This is a genomic window from Nocardia cyriacigeorgica, from assembly GCF_010868145.1.
In the GTDB taxonomy this organism is placed as follows: Bacteria; Actinomycetota; Actinomycetes; order Mycobacteriales; family Mycobacteriaceae; genus Nocardia; species Nocardia cyriacigeorgica_D.
This window is the reverse complement of the sequence record NZ_JAAGUY010000017.1, coordinates 35,426-54,500: the sequence shown is the minus strand read 5'-3', so window position 1 is coordinate 54,500 and position 19,075 is coordinate 35,426. Positions and strand designations below refer to the sequence as shown.

Annotated in this window: 2 protein-coding genes (1 of these 2 only partly in view); both read right to left on the bottom strand. The window is 68.8% G+C overall.

The genetic code is table 11. The features are described 5' to 3' along the window. A protein-coding gene (locus GV792_RS19490) for a non-ribosomal peptide synthetase (RefSeq protein ID WP_163825589.1) crosses the window boundary here: on the bottom strand, nucleotides 1-1,178 show its start. 24,349 nt of this gene lie to the left of the window's left edge; the window shows 1,178 of its 25,527 coding nt (coding positions 1-1,178); it begins with the start codon at nucleotides 1,176-1,178; its stop codon lies off the left edge, out of view. Continuing rightward, on the bottom strand, nucleotides 1,178-19,075 hold the full coding sequence (locus tag GV792_RS19485) for a non-ribosomal peptide synthase/polyketide synthase (RefSeq protein WP_163825588.1): 17,898 nt from the start codon (nucleotides 19,073-19,075) through the stop codon (nucleotides 1,178-1,180). Before GV792_RS19485 ends, GV792_RS19490 begins: the two co-directional genes overlap by 1 nt.

The window sequence follows — 19,075 nt, the reverse complement described above, 5'->3', positions numbered from 1 at the left end:
AGCATCGACGGCACGAAATGTGTGACCGTGACACCGGACTCGGTGATCACCCGCGCCAGATACGCCGGATCCCGATGCCCCTCCGGTCGCGCGATCACCAGCCGGGCACCCACCTGCAACGGCCAGAAGAACTCCCACACCGACACATCGAAGGTGAACGGCGTCTTCTGCAACACCACATCATCGGCGCCCAATCGGTACAGCCGCTGCCGCCACCGCAGGTTCGCCACGATCGCCCGATGCGACACCGCGACACCCTTTGGCCTGCCGGTGGAGCCGGAGGTGAAGATGACATAGGCGATGTTGTCAGGAGAAACAGCGGGCCATCCGGTGCCGGATTCGGGTTCGCCGTTGACGTGTGCGGCGGGACCATTCGCCAAGTCGCCCACCGAGATCGCAGCGGCACAGTCGTCGGACCGTGATCCGATGCCGTCGATCCCCAGCACGTGCACGGCCGGATCGAGCACAGCCCGGTCGGCGGCAGTGCTGAGCACAACCACCGGTCGCGCCACGTCGAGGACGTAGGCGATGCGCTCGGCCGGATGGTCCGGATCGATCGGCACATACCCACCGCCGGCCTTCAACGTCGCGTACATGCCGATCAGCAGTTCCAGCGAACGGCGCAGCGCGAGCCCGACCAGCGCATCCGGGCCGACGCCGAGATCGCGCAGGCGGCGGGCCAGTGCGTCGACGCGGGCGCTGAACTCGGCGTAGGTGAGGGTGGTGCCCTCGAATTCCAGGGCGACGGCGTCCGGGGTGCGCCGCACCTGCTCCTCGAACAGCCTGATCAGTGTCTCGGCGGGTGCGAGGGGCGTCAGCACCGGCGCTGCGGTGATGACGGCGTCGGTGAGCAGCTGTTCGAGCAGGTCACCGAGGGCGCTTTCCGCGGATTCCAGCAGGGCGGGGAACCGGCCGGACACCACGATCGGCAACAGTTCGCCCGCCCCGAGCGCACCGCCCATGGCCTCGTCCAGCGCCGACAGTTCGGCGGCCAACTCCGCATAGCCGACGGTCACCCCATCGTGTGCGATGGCCGTGCGCTCCGGGTCGATCTCGGCGACGATGTGGACGAGTCCGGGCAGATCGTCGATACCGTGGGCGCGCCGCAGCGCCACCAGCTCACCCGCAGCGCCGTCCATGCCGATCGAACCGGCCGCGATCGAATCCGCGTGAGTCATCAGCAGTTTCCTTCCGAGTCGACATCCGAGGTGTTGGCGGCGCCCACCTGCGCCGGTGCGAAAGACGAATCCGCGATCGCCGCTTCGGCCGCGATACGCAGCTCCGCGATGGCAGAGGCCAAACCCGCGGCACCGAGGGCGGCCAGGATGCCGGGGATCAATCCGGCGAGACTGACGTTGACCAGCGTCTCCGGTTTCGCGGCGGCGCCCATGGCCTTGGCGACGGTGGTGATCTTGGCGGCGAGCCGGCCGAAGCTGACGGTGCTGTCGCCGTGGGTGAAGGCGGTCGCGTCCGGTGCTGCGGCCGCGGCCGCGACGACAAGGGTCGGTAGATCGACCTGTGCGGCGGTACGACTCAGCGCGTCCGAGCCGACCTCCGTCGAGGTCCGCCCCGCCGATCGACCCGCGCGCTCGGTCGAAGTACGGATATCGATAGCGCGCACGACCACGTCCGGATCCGCAACAACGGCATCCAGCACCAGCAGCAGGCGATCGGCGAACAGCCGCACCGTCTCCACGTCGAAAATGTCACCGGCGTAGCCGAACTGGAAGTCGATGCCCGCGTGGTCCGGGCGTTCGATACCGGTGAGGTGCAGATCGAACTTGGCTTCGGTGAGGCCGAGGTCGAGGGCGCGCACCGCGAGCCCGGGCAGCTCCACCACACCGTGCGGCATGTTCTGATAGGTGAACATCACCTGGAACAACGGGGTGTAGCTGCTGGAGCGAGTGCGGCCGAGGGCGTCCACGACCTGCTCGAAGGGGACGTCGGCGTGTGCCAGCGCCGCCAGGTCGCGGCGACCGGTGGCGCGCAGCAGGTCGGCGAATCGGGTACGCGGATCGACCTCGGTGCGCAGTGCGACGGTATTGACGAACATGCCGATCAGGTCGTCGAGTGCCCGTTCGCCGCGACCGGCCACCGGCGCGCCGATGACGATGTCACCGCTGCCGGACAGCTTGGACAGCAGTACGGCGAGGGCGCTGTGAACCAGCGAGAACACGGTGGTGCCAGTGCTGCGAGCGATGCCGTCCAGTGCGGCCAGCTGCGCTGCGTCCAGCGCGAAATCGACGGTTCCGCCGCGCATATCGCGCCGCGCGGGCCGTGGACGATCGGTCGGAATCGCCAGCAGCTCGGGCGCCTCCCGCAGTTCGCTGGTCCAGTGGGCCAGCTGACCGGCGGCCACGCTGTCCGGGTCGTCCGGGGCACCGAGCAGCTCGTGCTGCCATTCGCTGAAGTCGCCGTACTGAATCTCCAGCGGCTCCCAATACGGCGAAAGGCCTGCGCTATGCGCCAGATAGGCGGTGACGAGATCGCGGGTCATGGGTGCGATCGAGTACCCGTCGGCGCTTATGTGGTGCAGCACCACCACCAGCACGTGTTCGGTCGCGGCGAGCTGGAACAGTGCGGCCCGGACCGGCGGTGCCGCGGTGATGTCGAAGCCGGTGGCGACGAAGTCGTCGATCCTCGTCTGGAGGGCGTCCTCGCGCACCGGGACCGGAGTGAGGCCGAGGGCGACCGTGTCGGCGTCGAGCACTTCCTGAATCGGACCTGCGTCCGTGTCCGGGTACCGCGTGCGCAGCGTCTCGTGCCGGACGATCACGTCGGTGATCGCGGCGGTGAGAGCGGCGAGATCGAGCGTGCCGGTCAGCCGCAGCGCGGCGGGCACATGGTAGGCCGAGGAGTCCGGGGTCAACCTGCTGACCACCCACATGCGCTGCTGCGCGGGCGAGAGGCGAGCCGGACCGGTACCGGTGCGCCGCACCAGCGGTGGACGCGCCCGGCCCTCCGACGAGGCCAGCGCGGCAGCGAGCCCGGCCACCGTCGGCGCGTCGAACACCGCGGCCACCGGCACTTGCCTGCTCAGTGCGGCACCGAGGCGGGCGGCCAGCTTGGTCGCCATCAGTGAGTTGCCGCCGAGGGCGAAGAAATCGTCGTCCGCGCCGACGGTGTCGGCACCGATGACCTCGGCGAAGGTCGCCGCGACCAGCTGTTCGACCGCACCGGCCGGAGCGCGGAACGCCGCCTCGGCGAAGACCGGCTCGGGCAGTCGAGCCCGGTCGACCTTGCCGTTGGCGTTCAGCGGCAACGCCTCGAGCACCACAATCGTCGACGGCACCATATAGGTGGGCAGCTCGGCGGCGATCGCCGTCCGCAACCGGGCGTCGGTCTCCGGGTCCGAATCCGCCTGCGGTACCGCCACATACGCGATGAGCCGGTCGCCCGCTCGCTCGTCACGACGTGCCACCGCGACCGCCGCCCGCACCTGCGGCCTGCGTAGCAGCGCCGATTCGACCTCACCGAGTTCGATCCGGAAGCCGCCGATCTGCACCTGGAAATCGGCACGCTCGAGGTACTCCAGGTCGCCACCGGGCAGCCTGCGCACGATATCGCCGGTCCGGTACATGCGAGCGCCGACCGCGTGCGGGTCGGGGACGAACCGGTCCGCGGTCAAACCGGGGTGTCCGTGGTAGCCGCGGGCGAGTTGGACACCGGACAGGTACAGCTCCCCCGCCACACCTATCGGCACCGCGCGTAGTCGCGTATCGAGGACGTGGACGCCGCTGTTCCACACCGGCCGTCCGATCGGCACCGTGTGTGCCACCTCCTCGGCGACCTCGTAGGCGGTGATGGATACGGCGGCTTCGGTCGGTCCGTACAGGTTGTACAGGCGAGTGCCCGTCGAGCACGCCGCGAACTCGGCAGCCGTCGCCGCGGGCAACGCCTCACCGATCGCGAGCACGTGCCGCAGCGATGCGGGCACCGACGCACCACCCGCCAGCAGCATCCCGATCAGCGAGGGCACCGCATGCAGCACCGTGACGCGGTGTTCTGCGATGAGCGCGCGCAACCGGTCCGGATCGCGTTCGCTGCCGGGCGCGGTGACAACGAGTGCGCCGCCGGTCGTCAACGGCGACCACAGCTCCCACACCGACAGGTCGAAGGTGGCAGGTGTCTTGAGCAGTGCCCGGTTGTCGCGCCCGAGATCGAAATGCGCGCGCAGCCACAGCAGCTGGTTCACCACGGCCGAGTGCGGGACCGTCACGCCCTTGGGCAGTCCGGTCGAGCCGGACGTGAAGATCACATACGCCGGATGTTCGGGACGCAGCGGGCGGACCCGCTCGCTGTCGCGGACGGGACTCGAATCCACGTCGGACTCGGGCCTGTCGGCTTCGAGCACCGGCACGTCGATATCGATCGGCACTCCGTCGACGGAGGTGGTGAGGACGCACGCCGGCGCGGCGGTCGCCAGGATGTGGCGGATCCGATCAACCGGATGGTCGGGATCGACCGGCACATACGCACCACCCGCACGCACCACGGCATACATCGCGACCACCAGCTCCACCGAACGGCGCATGGCAAGCACCACCGTCGATTCGGGCCCGACACCGTGGGCGATGAGGGTGCGCGCGAGGCGATTCACGCGTGCGTCGAACTCGCCGTAGGTGAGATGGGTGTCGCCGATGGTGTCGATGACGGCCGTCTCGTGCAGGTGGGCGGGGCGAACGACCGAGAGATCCGCGAGTGTCACCGTTGGCACCGGATGCGCGGTCTCGTTCCAGTGCGTCAAGCGCGCAAGGTCGTCGCCGTCCAGCAGTTCGATATCGCCGACCGCCAGCTCCGGATCCGCGACCACCGCGGACAGCACACGCCCCAGCTGGGCGAGGATGCGTTCGGCCGTGGCGGATTCGAACACATCGGTGGCGTAGCCGAGGGCCAGTTCGAGGCCCGCGGGCGCGCCGTCACCGGTGTACTGATCGACCGCGAACAGGTGCAGGTCGAATTGCGCCGTACCGCTGTCGAATTCGATATCGGTGACGTCCAGCCCCGGCAGCCGGAGCTCGCCGCGCTCATGATTCTGGAAGGAGTAGCCGACCTGGAACAGCGGGTGCCTCGCGGTGGAGCGCTGCGGGTTCAGCACCTCGACCAGACGCTCGAACGGCACATCGGCGTGCGAGAGCGCGGCCAGATCGGTCTCCCTGGCGCGGGCGATCAGCGCGTCGAACGGTTCGGCGCCCTCGACCTGCGTGCGCAACACCAGCGTGTTGACGAACATGCCGATGACCTCGTCGAGTTCGGCAGCGCCGCGCCCGGCGACCGGGGTACCGACCGCGATGTCGGTGCTGCCCGACAGCCTGGCCAGCAGGGCGGCGAAGGCCGCGTGCAGCACCATGAACAAGGTCGCGCCGTTGCGGCGGCCCAACGCGGTCAGGGCGGCGTGCAGTTCGGGGTCGACAGTGCTGGAGACCTTCCCGCCGCGCAGGCTCTGCTTGGCCGGACGTGGGTGGTCGGTGGGCACCGCCAATTGGTCGGGCAGTCCGGCCAGGCTCTCGCGCCAGAAGGTGAGCTGGCGCGCCGCGATCGACTCCGGGTCGTTCTCGGCGCCGAGCAGCGTCCGCTGCCACAGCGCGTAGTCGGCGTACTGGAGGGCGGGCGGGTTCCAGCACGGCGCACAACCGTCCAGCCGCGCCGAGTAGGCGAGCATCAGGTCCCGCACGAACGGTGCGATGGAGGAGCCGTCGGCGGCGATGTGATGCAGGACAGCGGCAAAGACGAATTCGGTATCGCTCAGCCGGAACAACCACATCCGCACCGGAATCTCGGCGGTGATATCGAAGGTCGTCTGTGCGAGGTCGCGGATCCGCGCGGACAGTTCGGTCTCGGTGACGGTGACCGGATCGAGGGGGGGCATCGCCTGTGCAGCGGGCACGATCAGCTGTTCGGCCGCGCCGTCGGTCTCCGGATAGCGGGTACGCAGCGACTCGTGCCTGCCGATCACATCACCGACCGCGGCCCGCAGTGCGGCGATATCGAGCGCACCGGTCAGCCGCAGCGCCAGTGGAATGTTGTAGGCGGTCGACGCCCCGTCGAACCGGTTCAGGAACCACATGCGCTGCTGGGCAGGCGAGAGCGGCAACCGAGCCGGGCGTACGCCCGCCACCAGCGGCGGCCTGCTCGGCTCCGTCTCCTCGGCACGCGCCGCGGCGGCCAGTTCCGCTACGCGAGGATGCTCGAACACCGCGCGCACGCCGACCGTCCGCCCGAACGCCCCCCCGATCCGTGCGGCGGCCTTCGCGGCGAGCAGCGAACTGCCGCCGAGGTCGAAGAAGTCGTCGTCCGCACCGACCCGATGGCCTGCCCCCGTGCCCATCCCGAGAACCTCGGCGAACACCCCTGCCACGATCTCCTCGGCAGGCGTGGCGGGCTTGCGGTAGACAGTTGTCTCGAACACCGGCGCAGGCAAGGCGGCCCGATCGAGCTTCCCGTTGACCGTCAACGGAATCCGCTCCACCGGCACGATCGCGGCAGGCACCATGTGCTCGGGTAGTCGCTGCGCCAGCCCTTGCTGTAGTGCGGCGGTATCTACCGCGCCGGGCGCGACCAGGTACGCGACGATCCGGGGCTCATCGGCCAGATCGGTGCGCACCACCACAGCCACTTCCCGCAATACCGCCGCCTCATCGGACAACGCGGCCTCATCCAGAAGTGCCGCCTCGATCTCGCCGAGTTCGATGCGGAATCCACGCAGATTCACCTGCTGGTCGGCGCGGCCCAGGTATTCGAGTTCACCGTCGGGAGTCCAGCGCGCGAGGTCACCGGAACGGTAAGCGCGTGAGCCGTCGGCTGCGTATGGGTCGGCGACGAAGCGGCCGGCCGTGAGGGCCGCCCTTCCGAGGTAGCCGCGCGCCAATTGGCCGCCGGAGACATAGATTTCACCGGGCACACCGACCGGAACGGGACGCAGCCGGTCGTCGAGCACCCGCACCACCAGCCCGGGTAGCGCACCACCGATGATGCTGGCCGAGCCGGTACCCGCATCGATCGGCCGGTAGGACACATGCACGGTGGTCTCGGTGATGCCGTACATGTTCACCAGCCGCGGTGTGCGCTGATACCGCGCGAACCAGCCGGTGAGACGCTGCGGCTCGAGCGCCTCACCGCCGAAGATCACGTAGCGGAGCGCGAGGTCGTCGCGGGCGGGTTCGGCGAGGTCGGCGGCCGCCAGCTGGTAGAACGCCGACGGGGTCTGGTTCAGCACCGTCACGCCCTCGGCGGCCAGCAATTCACGGAACTGCTGCGGCGAGCGCGAGGTGTAGTAGTCGACGACCACGAGTGTTCCGCCGTGCAGCAGCGCACCCCATAGTTCCCACACCGAGAAATCGAAGGCGTAGGAGTGGAACAGCGTCCACACATCCGACGGCCCGAAGGCGAAGTGGCGCTGGGTGTTGTCGAGTAGGCGCAGCACATTGCGATGCGGGACGACGACGCCCTTGGGGCGTCCGGTGGAGCCGGAGGTGTAGATGACGTACGCGGTGGCGGCCGGATCGAGTGGCGCCCGACGGTCGGCGTCGGTGACCGGCGCGCAGCCTCCGTGATCCCGGTTGGCCGGGTCGGCCGGATCGGTGAGCGCGATATCGATCACCGGACCGCCGAACCAGCCTCGCGCCAGCTCGGTGGTCGCGCTGGTGACCGCGCAGATCGGCCTGGCGTCGTCGAGGACGTATTCGATCCGGTCGGCCGGGTAGGCAGGGTCGATCGGCAGGTAACCACCACCGGCCTTGACCACCGCCAGCAGCGCAACTACCAGCTCGACCGACCGCGGCAACGCCACCGCGACCAGCGCCTCCGGTCCGACGCCTGCCGAGATCAGCCGCCGCGCCAAACGGTTCGACCATTCGTCGAGTTCGGCGTAGCTCAGCGACCGGTCATCGGCGCGCACCGCGACCGCCGCCGGATCCAGCGCCGTTGCGATGGCGAATCGATCGGCCAGCGTGCCGGATCCGGTGGCCCGATCGGCGCCGGTGACCGACCATTCGTAGAGCGCGCGATGCTGTTCCTCGGCCGACAGCACCTGGATATCACCCACCACCACGGTGGCATCGGCGGCTACGGCCGCCAGTACCTGGGTGAAGCGGCGGCCGAGCACCGCGACCGTATCGGCATCGAAAAGGTCGGTGGCGTAGGTGATGTCGATATCCATGCCATCGGCGCGACCCTCGGGATCGGATTCGCGGACGGTGAACTGGAGATCGAACTTCGCCGCGCCGCCGTCGATGTCGAGCGGACGCACCGCCAGCTTCGGCAGCTCCAGCGTGGGCAGCTCGAAGTTCTGGAAGGTCAACGCCACCTGGAACAGTGGATGACGGTTACGTGCGCGCGTCGGCGCGACCATCTCGACCAGCTGATCGAACGGGACCTCCGCATGCGACAGCGCCTCTAGATCGGAGGCGCGCACCTGGTCGAGTACGGTTTCGAAGCGCTGCCTGGTGTCGATATGGCTACGCAGCACCAGCGTATTGACGAACATGCCCACCAGCTGGTCCAGCGCCGCGTCGCCGCGGCCGGCGACCGGGGTGCCGATGGCGATATCGGCCGTGCCGGACAACCGCGACAGCAGCACCGCCAGGGCGGCATGCACCGTGCCGAACAGGGTGGTTTCGCGTTTACGGGCCAGTTCGCGCAGTTCGCTGTGCAGTTCGGCATCGATGTGCAGCCGGAACGTCTCACCGCGATGAGTGGCGACGGCGGGACGCGGGCGGTCGGTGGGCAGTTCGAGCTGTTCGGGAAGACCATCGAGGGTGCGACGCCAATGCTCGAGCGCACGTCGGTGCTCGTCCGAGGCGGCGATATCGTGCTGCCAGAGCGCATAGTCGGCGTACTGCACAGGCAGTTCGTCCCATTCGGGCGGGACGCCGGCGCGGCGGGCGGTGTAGGCGGTCATCAGGTCGCGGGCCAGCGGGCCGAGGGAGAATCCGTCCGCGCTGATGTGATGCAGGATCAGGGCGAGCACATGGTCGGCCGAGTCGACGGTGAACAAGGCCGCGCGCAGCGGGGTTTCGGCGGTCAGGTCGAACGGCTCGGCAGCGAGCGCTGCCAGCCGGTGCCCTAGCTCAGCTGCGGTCACCGTCTCGGCGCGTAGCGCGATACCGGCAGCGACGCGCGGCAGGATGCGCTGCTCGGGACCGTCAGCGCCGTCCGGGTAGATCGTCCGCAACGTTTCGTGGCGATCGACCAGGTCGGCGAGGGCTGCGGCCAACGCGTCGCGGTCGAGGTCGCCGGTCAGGCGCAGCGCCAGCGGAATGTTGTCGACGGCGTCACCCACACCGGTGTCCTCACTGAAGAACCGGTTGAGGAACCACATGCGCTGCTGCGCCGGTGACAGCGGAATCCGCGCCGGGCGTTCCCGTCGCACCAACGGGGTCCGTGTCCGGGTGCCACGCCGGGCGAGGGCGCGGGCGGCGAACGCAGCGACGGTGGGCGCGTCGAACAGCTCTCGCACCCCGAGGTCCGCCTCGAGAGCGCTCGCGACGCGGGCAATGACCTGCGTCGCGTTCAGTGAGTTACCGCCGACGGCGAAGAAGTCGTCGTCCAGTCCGGCGCGGTGAATGCCGAGAACCTCGGCAAAGACATCGGCCACGAGTTGTTCGGCGGGCGTCGTCGGCGCCCGGAAAACGGCGACTTCCCGCACCGGCGCCGGCAGGGCGGCGCGGTCGAGTTTTCCGGAGGCATTGACCGGGAACTCGTCGAGCACCACATAGGCGGCGGGCAGCATGTACGACGGAATACGCTCGGCCAGCGATGCTTTCACCACATCGAGGTCGATGTCATGGCCGGGCTCACCGAGCAGGTAGCCGACCAGTTGATCGCCCGCGGCGTCTGCCCGCAACAGCACCGCTGATCGGGCGACACTGTCGAGATCATCGAGTGCCGCCTCGATCTCGCCGAGTTCGATGCGCAGACCACGCAACTTCACCTGGAAGTCAGTGCGGCCCAAATACTCCAGCTCACCGGCCGCGTTCCACGCCACCAGGTCACCGGTGCGATACATCCGCTCGGACGCCCCGAACGGGTTCGCTACGAAACGATCCGCGGTCAGATCCGGACGCGCCACATAACCACGCGCCAGCTGCACACCGGCCAGATACAGCTCACCCGCCACACCGACCGGCACCGGATTGAGCCGCGCATCCAGCACATACACCTGCGTGTTGAACACCGGCGCACCGATCGGCACCGACACCATGTCCGCCTCGGTCACCTCATGGAACGTGACGTCGACCGCGGCCTCCGTCGGCCCGTACAGGTTGTGCAGCCGAGCACCGGTCAGCTCGCGCAGCCGGTGGGCGGGCGCGGCGGGCAATGCCTCACCGGAGGCGAAGACCATCCGCAACGACGTGCAGCGGGCAGACGCAGCGAGCGCCGGCGAACTCACGAACGCCGCCAGCATGGACGGCACGAAGTGCGCGACCGTCACCGCCTCGGCGTCGATGACATCGGCCAGGTAGGCGGGGTCACGGTGACCGTCCGGCGCGGCAAGCGCCAGTCGCGCACCGATCTGCAACGGCCAGAAGAACTCCCACACCGACACATCGAATGTCGCGGGCGTCTTCTGCAACACCACATCCGTGGCATCCAACTGGTACGCCGACTGCATCCACACCAGACGATTCACGATCGCCCCGTGCGAGACCGCCACACCCTTCGGGCGACCGGTCGAGCCCGACGTGAAGATCACGTACGCCGCATTGCCGTCGGTCAGGCCGCCGAGCCGGTCGACGTCGGTCAGCGGCGCGTCCGAGTAGTCAGAGGCGTCGAACTGGTCGACGTCGAGCACCGCCCATACGCACGCGTCCTCGGCATCGGGAGCGGGCAGTTCCAGGCCGTCGGTGGACCGGGTGAGCACACACACCGGCCGCGCGGTCCGCAGCACATGACCGATGCGCTCGGCCGGATGCTCCGGATCCACCGGGACGTACGCGCCGCCCGCGGTGAGCACCGCGTACATCGCGACCACCTGATCCAGCGACCGTGGCATGGCCACCGCGACCCGGGAATCGGGTCGTACACCGATCGACACCAGCAGCCGGGCCATCCGGTTCACCCGGGCGGCGAACTCGCGATAGGACAGTGCGGAGTGGGGGCCGAACGCCCGGTGAGCCAGTTCATCATCGTGGTACGACACCGCGACTGCGTCGGGCGTACGCGCCGCCTGCGCTTCGAACAGCGATACCAACGTCTGTCCGGTTTGGACATCCGCGGCGGTGGCGTTCCAGATATCGAGCACCCGTTCACGCTCTCCGGGCGCCATCAGATCGAGGTCGCCCACTGGACACTGCGGATCGGCGAGTGCGTCGTCAAGCAGCAGCCGCAGGCGGTCGGCGAAAGCGGCGATGGTGGCGGCGTCGAACAGATCGGTCGCGTACTCGAACACGGCCTCGATGCCCGCCGGATCCCCGCCATCGACGGTTTCGGTGGCCGTCAGCTGCAAGTCGAATTTCGCGGTTCGGGTGTCGATCTCGAGCCGGGTGGCCGTAACACCCGCCAGTTCCAGGCTGGTCGTCGCGGTGTTCTGCACATCGAGCATCACCTGGAACAGCGGGTGCCGCGCCGCCGAACGCAGCGGGTTCAGTACCTCGACCAGCCGCTCGAACGGCACATCGGCCTGGGCGAACGCCCGCAGATCCGCCTCGCGGATGTCGGCGAGCAGGTCGGTGAAACCGCGCTCGGGCTCCACCTGTGACCGCAACACCAGCGTGTTGACGAACATGCCGACCAGCTCGTCCAGCGCCGGGTCGCCACGACCCGCGACGGGCGTACCGATGGCGATATCGGTACGGCCGCTCAGCCGCGACAGCAGGGTCGCGAAGGCGGCGTGCAACACCATGAACAGTGAGGCGTTCGAACGGCGGGCCAGCTCACGGATGCCGCGATGGGTGCCGGCGTCGATGGTGAACGTATGACGTGCACCGCGACCGGAGGCGACGGCGGGTCGCGGACGGTCAGCGGGTAGGTCCAGCACGTCGGGTAGCCGGTCCAGTTCCGACGCCCAGAACCGGATCTGTTCGGCGAGCAGCGAATCCGGATCGTTCTCGGTGCCGAGAACCGCACGCTGCCAGAGCGTGTAATCGGCGTACTGCGCGGGCGGCGGCGACCATGCCGGTACCGTGCCGGCGCACCTGGCGGCGTAAGCACACATGAGGTCACGGGTGAGTGGGGCGATGGACCAGCCGTCGGCGCTGATGTGATGCATCGACACCACCAGCACGTGATCGTCGGCGCCGAGGCGCAGCAGGCCGACACGGACCGGAGGTTCCCGGTCGACCTGGAACGCGGCGGCGGATTCGGCGAGGATCCGCGCATCCAGCGCATCGGGCGCAACGTCGTCGACCTCGAACTCGATCGTGACGTCGCAGGCGGGCAGCACCTGCTGGCGGGCAATGCCATCCACCGCTGGATAGATCGTGCGCAGCGATTCGTGCCGCTCGACCACATCCACGACCGCCGCGCTCAACGCCTGATGGTCGAGCTCCCCGGTCAACCGCACCGCGGCGGTGAGGTTGTTCGCCACCGACCCCGCGTCGAACTGGTTGAGGAACCACATGCGCTGCTGCGCGTACGACAGCGGCACCACCGGTGGCCGCTCGCCCACCACCAGCGGGCGCCGCGCCCGGCCGGAACCGTCCGGCGCGGTCAGCTGGGCAGCGAGCGCACCGACGGTCGGATATTCGAACAGCATCCGTACCGGCACATCGGCATCGAGCCGCGCGGCGATCCGGGCCGCGATCTGGGTCGCGACCAGCGAGTTCCCACCGAGGGCAAAGAAATCGTCGTCCAGGCCCACCCGACCGACGCCGAGCATCTGCGCGAAGATCTCCGCCACCGTCTGCTCCGCCCGGCTGACGGGTGCGCGGAAGGTCGCGGCGGTGAGCACCGGATCGGGCAGTGCCTTGCGGTCGAGTTTGCCCGAGACGGTCAACGGCATAGCGTCGAGTCGGACGTAGGCGCCGGGCACCATGTACGAGGGCAGCACGGCCCGCAGCCGGGAGTCGAGCTCCCGCGTCGCGTCCTGGATGCTGGTGACCACATACGCGACCAGCAGCTCACCCGCGGTGTGCGTGTACACCCGCACGGCGGCGGACTGCACGTCGGCCGCGGCGGTCAACGCCGCCTCGATCTCGCCGAGTTCGATGCGCTGCCCGCGCAATTTCACCTGGAAGTCACTGCGGCCCAGATATTCCAGCTCACCGGCGCGATTGCGGCGGACCAGATCACCGGTGCGATACATCCGCGCACCCGCGCGACCATGGGGGTTGGCGACGAAACGTGCCGCGCTGAGGTCGGTGCGCCCGTGGTACCCGCGGGCCACCTGCACACCGGACAGATACAGCTCACCGATCACCGTGTCGGGAACCGGCCGCAGCCGCGCGTCGAGAACCAGTACCTGGCTACCTGACACCGGCCGCCCGATCGGCACCGCACCGCTCGTCTGCGTCGACACGGGCGCGTGGGTGGCGTGGACGGTGAATTCCGTTGGACCGTACAGGTTGTGCAGCGCGGCGGGGCTCACCGCCCCGAATGCCGCCGCTGCCGCTGCGGTCATCGCCTCACCGGCCACCAGCACGATGCGAAGGGAGGTCAGCGATTCGGCGGGCGCGGTCTCCGCGAACACAGTCAGCATGGACGGCACGAAGGAGGTCATGGACACGCTGTGGGCCGCGATGGTTTCGGCCAGGTAGGCGACGTCACGGTGACCGCCGGATTCGGCGACCACCAGCTGCGCACCCACCGCGGTCGGCGCGAACAACTCCCATACCGAAACATCGAACGTGCAGGGCGTCTTGAACAGCACCACATCGTCGGCATCGATGTCGTATTCGGCGGTGATCCAGTCGATCTGGTTGACGACCGAGGCGTGCGGCACAGCGACGCCCTTGGGGCGTCCGGTGGAGCCGGAGGTGAAGATGACATAAGCGGTGTTGTCGGGGCGCAGCGGGACTCGACGGTCCGCATCGATAATCGGCGCGGGCGCGTAGGCGGCGATGTCGGCGGCGTCCGACTCGATGACCGGAACGTCCTCAATCGGCCATTCGTCGATGGTCCGGATCAGCACACACAGCGGCTCGGCGGTTTCCAACACCTGCCGCAGGCGTGCGACCGGCTGTTCCGGATCGAGCGGGACATAGGCGCCGCCCGCGGTGAGCACCGCATACGCGGCCACCACGAACTCCACCGTGCGAGGCATACCCAGCGCGACAAGCGTTTCCGGCCCGACCCCGGCGGCGATCAAGCGGCGAGCGAGCCGGTTGACGCGGTCGGCGAGGTCGCCGTAGGTCAGGCGGCTGGCGCCATCTATCACCGCGATCGCCTGCGGTGTGCGCTCGGCACGGGCTGCGAACGCATCGAGCAGCGTCGGACCGACTGCTGGTCCAGCGATCGACGTGGGCTCGAGGCTGAGCGACGCCGCTGCGCGTCGCGCCGGGCGCACCGCTGTCGCATCGCCGAGTTCGATCACGCGGCGTTGTTCAGCGGTATCCATAAGCGGCAGGTCGGCGACGACGGCACCACTGTCGCCGGTGATCCCCCGCAGGACGCGCAGCAGCATCCGCGCGTATCGAGCAATCGTGGATTCGTCGAAAAGATCTGTCGCGTAAGTAATTTCAGCGGGTACCCCGGTCGGCGCCGGACCTTCCCTGAGTCCGGCCCCGCCGAGGTGATCGGTGACCGTGAGTTGGAGATCGAACTTGGTCACCCCGGTGTCCAGAGTACTGGTCTTTGCCCAGATACCGGGGAGTTCGAAGCTGATGTCGCCCGCGTTGTCGAAGGCGAGTAGCACTTGGAACAGTGGATGGCGGGCTTGCGATCGCGCCGGGTTGATCGCCTCGACCAACTGCTCGAACGGTAGCTCGGCGTGCCCGAAAGCGGCCAGATCAGCATCTTTGACCTGCGCGAACAACTGATCGACCGTGCTGTCGGCGGCGATGGTTGTGCGCAGCGCCAGCGTGTTGACGAACATGCCGATGAGGTCGTCGAGCGCGCGATCGCCACGACCGGCGACCGGGGTGCCGATCACGATGTCATCGGCACCACCGAGGCGCGACAGCAGCGCGGCGAATGCGGCGTGTAGCACCATGAAGACCGAGACACGCTGTGCACGTGCGGTTTCCGAGATTGCGTCGTAAAGGTCGGCAGGGATCTCGAAACGGTGGGTTGCGCCACGCCCGGAGGCGATCGCCGGACGCGGCCGGTCCGCGGGGAGCTCCAGCAGATCCGGTGCACCCGCCAGTGCGGTCGTCCAGAAATCCAGCTGACGCCCCATTGGTGCGGCGGGGTCGGTGGCCGAGCCGAGCAGGTCGCGCTGCCACATGCTGTAGTCGGCGTACTGCACCGTCAGCGGTGCCGTCGTCGACGCCGCACCGTCGCGTCGGGCGGCGTACGCGGACATCACATCACGTGCCAGCACCCGCAGCGAGAGTCCGTCGGCGGCAATGTGGTGCGCGACGATCGCCAACGCGCAGCTGTCGTCGTCGATGTCGAAAATACGGGCACGGAACGGGATCTCGCGTTCGAGATCGAAACCGGCTGCGGCGAAGGACGCCAGCTCATCCCCCAGCTCATCCGCACCGATCGGTTCGGGCTCGACCTCGAACTGCGCCGGCTCTAGCACCACCTGATGCGCCGCCGACCCCGCCGCATCCACACCGGGCGGAGTTGCCGGGAAGACCGAACGCAGCACCTCATGGCGTTCGACCACATCGGCGAGCGCGGCGCACAATGCCCGATGGTCGAGGTCACCGTGCAGCCGCACCACGAACGGCATGTTGTAGCTCGCGCTCGCCGCCTCGAAGCGGTTGAGGAACCACATCCGCTGTTGCGCGAGCGAGAGCGGTACGTATTCCGGCCGCGGGCGCGCGTACAACGGCGCGATCACCCCGGTGTCGGAATGTCGCTCGATCAGCTCGGCCAGTGCCGCCACCGTGGACGCGGCGAACAGCTCGCGCACACCGAGCCGGCAACCGAGGTCGGCGCCGAGCCGGGCAGCCACCTGGGTGGCGATCAGGCTATTGCCTCCGAGGGCGAAGAAGTCGTCGTCACGGCCGATCCGCTGCTGACCGAGCAGTTCGGCGAACACCCCGGCCACCGCCTGCTCCACCGGTGTCGCGGGCGCGGCGTACACGGCGGTGGTCCGCCGCGGTGCGGGCAGCGCGCCACGATCCAATTTGCCGGAGGCATTCACCGGCAGCGCATCGAGCACGACGTACGCCGCGGGCACCATGTAACCGGGCAATGCCCGCGCGGCCGCCGCGCGCAGCGACTCCGCCGTCACGGTGTCCGGCTCGGCCTCCACCACGTAGGCCACCAGCTGTTCGCCGACGCCGTGATCGTTGCGCACCACGACCACCGCCCGGACCACCGAGTCCACCGAAGCGAGCACCGTCTCGATCTCACCCGGCTCGATCCGCAGTCCACGCAGCTTCACCTGGAAATCGGTCCGGCCCAGATACTCCAGCTCACCGTTGGTCGTCCAGCGCACCACATCACCGGTGCGGTACATCCGCTCGCCGGGTTCGGCGCCGAACGGGTGGGCGACGAACCGGCCCGCCGACAGGCCGGGCGCACCGGCATATCCCCGGGCGAGCTGTACCCCCGACAGATACAGCTCACCCGGCGCCCCGACCGGTACCGGACGCAGTCGCGAATCGAGCACATGCAGCCTGGTGTTGAAGACCGGTGCTCCGATCGGCACCGAAACGGCATCGGCATCGGTCACCTCATGGAAGGTGACGTCCACCGCCGCTTCGGTCGGACCGTACAGGTTGTGCAGCCGAGCGCCGATCAGCACCCGTAACCGCTGGGCGAGCGAGGCGGGGAGTGCCTCGCCGGAAGCAAACACCGTGCGCAGCGAGGTCTCGGCGCCCATATCCTGGTGAGCCAGGAACGCCTCGAGCATCGATGGCACGAAATGTGCGGTGGTGACGCCGTATTCGGCGATCGTCGCGCGCAGGTAGGCCGGATCACGGTGCCCGTCGGGCTGGGCCAGCACCAGCGTCGCACCGACCTGTAGCGGCCAGAAGAATTCCCAGACCGACACGTCGAAGGTGGCGGGTGTTTTCTGCAACACCACGTCGGTCGCCGCGAGCCGGTAGGCGGTCTGCATCCACACCAGCCGGTTCACGATCGCGGCATGGGCGACTACGACACCTTTGGGTTTGCCGGTCGAGCCGGAGGTGAAGATCACGTAGGCCGGATGGGCAGGACGCAACGGCGTGCTGCGTTCCCGGTCCCAGATGGGGCCGGCGGGCCCGGTCGTGTCCTGGTCACGGACGTCGAGCACGGGCACAGAGACGTCGGCGAGCCCCGGCGCGTCCCCGGCGATCAGCACGCACGCCGGCCGCGCGGTCGCGACGATATGCGCGGTCCGATCGGCGGGATGATCGGGGTCGAGTGGCACATAGGCGGCGCCGGCGGCGACTACCGCGTACATCGCGACGACGAGTTCGGGCGAGCGCCGGATATGCAGCGCCACCAGCGACTCGGGTCCGATACCTCGTGCGATCAGCACGCGGGCCAGCCGATTGGCTCGAACGGACAGCTGCGCGTAGGTCAGGTCGGGCGCGCCGGCGAATCGCAGCGCGATCGCGTCCGGGGTGCGCGCGGCCTGCGCCTCGAACATCGATACCAGCGTGGCCCGCGCGTCCACCGGATGGTCGGTGGCATTCCAGATCTTCGTGCTGACCTCGAGCTCCAGCTCGGTAGCGACCTCGACATCGGCCAGGGGCGCATCCAGCTCGGTGACGAGCAGCCGGTCCAGGTAGCGGACGAACCGGGCATGGTGACGGGCGATGTCGTCGGCGGCGTACAGGTTGGGGTTCGCCTCGAAATCGACGTGCACCCGGTCGCGTTCGCCGTAGTAGGCGTTGAGGCTCAGATCCTCCACCGGGCCGGTCGACAGCACGTGGTACTGGCCGGACGAGGTGCCGAGAGTGAGATCGCTGCGGAAGAGCATGATGTTGGCCAGCGGCCCGAACAGCGCGCGCCTGGCCGGGCGCCCGTCGTGCTCGGCGTCGCGGCGAATGTCCTCGGCGCGGTAACGCTGATGCCGTAGCGCACCAGCGACCTCCACCCGCGTCGCGTGCAGCAGCTCGCCCCAGGTAACGCCGGTCGCCAGGCGCAGCGGCACGATATTGGACAGCATGCCCGCCGACCTGCGCATCACCGCGGTGGTCCGGGCGGTCACTGGCAGGCTGAGTACCGCCTCGTCGCGGTCGGTGAGTCTGCCGAGGTAGGCGGCGAAAGCCGCCAGCAGCACCACTGCGGGCGTCGAATCCTGGCTTGCGGCAAGTGTGTTCATGCGCTCGATGAGCTGATCGGGCAGCGGCCGCCCGGCGATCAGGTTGGAGGCCGAGCGCGGCGCGGTCCGGCCGTCGAGGCTGGTCGGGGCGTCCAGCCCGGCGACCCGATCGGCCCAGTGCGCGCGATCGGTACCGAACCGGGAGCTGCCTCGATAGGTGTGCTCGCCGTCGACCAGTGTCGCCAGGCTGCCGGGTGAGACGGCCTCCGGTTCCCGTCCGAGCATTCGCGCGGTGTAGCGCTCGGCCACGCGCATGGTGTTGGTGAGCGCACCGTACCCATCGAGGATGATGTGGTGGGCGCGCAGGTACCAGAAATGGCGGTCGGAATCGACACGCAGCAGCGCACCGGCGAAGAGCCGATCGTGCAGCAGATCCACGGGTGCACTCGCGTCGGCGCGCATCCATTCCTTGGCCGCGGCAACGGGATCGGGGTGCGAACGGAAATCGACCACGGGAATGTCGACCGGCAATTCCGGGTCGACCCACTGATACGGCACACCGTCGGATTCACCGATTCGAATGAGCACCGATTCGTACTCACGCCCTGCGGCGGTCGAAACCTCTTGCAACAGTTCGGCGTCCACCGCACCGCGCACATCAACGTATTGCGCCACATTGATCGGCACCTCGGGATCGAGGAGCTGCGCGTACCAGACGCCCAGCTGCGCCGGCGCGAGCGGGAACCGGGCCTGCGCGGATGTTCGCACCTCGGTAGGCTGCGTTTCCTGCGTCCGTGCGCTGGTTCCACCCAACTCCGTACTGTGCAC